Annotated in this window: 2 protein-coding genes and 2 pseudogenes; all 4 read right to left on the bottom strand. The window is 67.4% G+C overall.

Going from position 1 to position 2,386, the window contains the following annotated elements; translation table 11 throughout:
• Positions 1–251, bottom strand: a pseudogene (locus tag ABLI39_RS17315) (serine hydroxymethyltransferase); the annotation flags it as partial.
• Entirely contained in the window at positions 248–631 is a 384-nt protein-coding gene (gene gcvH, locus ABLI39_RS17310; RefSeq protein ID WP_349414789.1) for a glycine cleavage system protein GcvH, read from the bottom strand. The gene gcvH and the pseudogene ABLI39_RS17315, both read right to left, overlap by 4 nt.
• 55 nt (positions 632–686) lie before the next feature.
• Positions 687–1,808, bottom strand: coding sequence for a glycine cleavage system aminomethyltransferase GcvT (gcvT, locus tag ABLI39_RS17305; protein WP_349414788.1), 1,122 nt, complete (start codon positions 1,806–1,808; stop codon positions 687–689).
• Between the two features lie 10 nt (positions 1,809–1,818).
• Positions 1,819–2,386: pseudogene (locus ABLI39_RS17300) on the bottom strand (glycine dehydrogenase (aminomethyl-transferring)); the annotation flags it as partial.

Genomic DNA, 2,386 nt, shown 5'->3' with positions numbered 1-2,386 from the left:
CCGCCGTAATAGCGCTTGCCCGGGTAGCCCTCGGCGTACTTGTTCGTCAGCACCGAACCCTGCGCCTGCATCACGGCCACCGCGGTGTGGTTCTCCGAGGCGATCATCTCCAGGCCGTCGCGCTGGCGGCCCAGCTCCGCATCGATCTGCACGGCGATCTCCGGATCCAGCGCGGACAGCTCCGCATCCAGCGACGGGGACACAACCTGCTCGAAGGCGGTCAGGGTGCCCGCCGCCGCAGCCCCGCTCACAGTTCGCCGCCGTTGGCTGCAGCGTACTCTTCGGCCGACATCAGCGGCCCTTCTTCGATCACGGCGACCTTGAACAGCCAGCCGGCACCGTACGGGTCACTGTTGATCAGCGCCGGATCGGACACAACAGCGTCATTGACCTCGGTGACCTCGCCGGTGACCGGCGCGTACAGGTCCGAGACCGACTTGGTTGACTCGACCTCGCCGCACGTCTCGCCCGCGGTCACCGTGGCGCCCACGTCGGGCAGGTCCACGTAAACGATGTCGCCGAGGGCGTCCGCGGCCACGGCTGAAATGCCGATCCCGGCCGGGCCCGACCCGTCAGCGGCGACCCATTCGTGTTCCGCGGAGTACTTCAGTTCGGCTACTACTTTGCTCATGCTTCTCAATCCTTAAGTTCGTAGGTTGTATCGACGGGCCCAGCCGGCGGCCGGGCTATTTTTCGCGCTTGTAGAACGGCAGCGCCACGACTTCGAACGGCTCGGCCTTGCCGCGCAAATCGATGTCCAGGGCGGTGCCCGGTTCGGTGAACTCGACGTCGACGTACGCCATCGCGACGGGGTACCCCAGGGTGGGACTCGGCTGCCCGGAGGTCACTTCGCCGACAACATTGCCGTCCTTCAGGACAGGGTAGTGGCCGCGGCCGGCCCGGCGGCCCAGGCCCTTGAGGCCCACAAGTCTGCGGCCGGTGGTGGAACCTGCGCCGGCTGCCTTGAGTTCGGCCAGGGCCGCCTTGCCGACGAAATCCGACTCCTTGGCGAGCGAGACGACCGGTCCCAGGCCCGCCGCGTACGGGTTGCCTTCGCGGGAGAGCTCGTTGCCGTAGAGCGGCATGCCGGCTTCGAGCCGGAGCGAGTCGCGGCAGGCCAGGCCGGCGGGGATAAGCCCCTGGCTGGCACCGGTTTCCAGCAGTGCTTCCCAGAGGCCGGCGGCGTCCTCGTTGGGAACGTAGATTTCAAAGCCGTCCTCACCGGTGTAGCCGGTGCGGGCCAAGAGCAGGTCCTGCCCGTTGAGCTGCACCTCAACCGCGGCGTAGTACTTCAGCTCGGTGACCAGCGCGTGCTGCCCGGCCGGGACCAGGGCCAGCAGGATCGCTTCGGCGTTGGGGCCCTGGACGGCGATCAGCGAAGTCTCGGCGGAGACGTTCTCCACCGTGACGTCAAAGCCTGCAGCCCGCTCGACCAGTTCCGCGGCCACTACCGTAGCGTTTCCGGCGTTGGGGACCACCATGTACCTGTCCTCGGCGCGGCGGTAGGAGATGAGGTCATCGATGATGCCGCCGTCTTCCTGGCAGATCAGCGAGTACTTGGCCTTGCCCACGGCCACAGCCGAGAGCTTCCCGGCCAGGGCATAGTCGAGGAACGCGGCGGCGTCCGGGCCGCTGACCCAGACCTCACCCATGTGGGAGAGGTCGAACAAGCCCGCGGCGTTGCGGACGGCGTGGTGCTCGGCCAGTTCCGATTCGTACTTAAGGGGCATCTGCCAGCCGCCGAAGTCCGTGAAGGAGGCGCCGGCTTTTTTGTGCTGCTCGAAGAGGGCGGTGTAGTTCTCACTCATCAGGGGATCCTTAGTTCTCGAATTCGGAAAGCGGAGGGCAGGAGCAGACCAGGTTCCGGTCGCCGGCTGCACCGTCGATCCGGCCGACCGGCGGGAAGTACTTGTCCTGCCTAAGCGTGTGGACCGGGAAGGCGGCCTGCTCTCGCGGGTACGCCCGCTCCCAGCCGGACGAGACGACGGAGGCCGCCGTGTGGGGTGCGTTGCGCAGCGGGGAGTTCTCCACCGTGAACTCGCCGCTGGCCACCTGGTCGATCTCCTGCCGGATCGTGATCATCGCCGCGATGAAGCGGTCGATCTCCGCGAGGTCCTCGGACTCCGTGGGCTCCACCATCAGGGTGCCCGCCACGGGGAATGACAGCGTGGGGGCGTGGAAGCCGAAGTCGATCAGGCGCTTGGCGACGTCCTCCGCGGTGACACCGGTCCTGGCCGTGAGTTCACGCAGGTCCAGGATGCACTCGTGCGCCACCAGTCCGCTCTCGCCGGTGTAGAGCACCGGGAAGTGCTCATCCAGCCGTGCGGCGATGTAGTTCGCGGCGAGGAGGGCGGACTTGGTGGCCTCGGTCAGGCCCTGGCCGCCC

Source organism: Pseudarthrobacter sp. B907, assembly GCF_040137805.1.
Classification (GTDB): domain Bacteria; phylum Actinomycetota; class Actinomycetes; order Actinomycetales; family Micrococcaceae; genus Arthrobacter.
The sequence above is the reverse complement of the archived record's forward strand: the minus strand, read 5'-3'. Positions and strand labels throughout refer to the sequence as shown.

Bases quoted from the DNA above. Each gene is read 5' to 3' on its own strand.
- gcvH (WP_349414789.1), bottom strand. From the start codon at position 631: ATGAGCAAAGTAGTAGCCGAACTGAAGTACTCCGCGGAACACGAATGG.
- gcvT (WP_349414788.1), bottom strand. From the start codon at position 1,808: ATGAGTGAGAACTACACCGCCCTCTTCGAGCAGCACAAAAAAGCCGGC.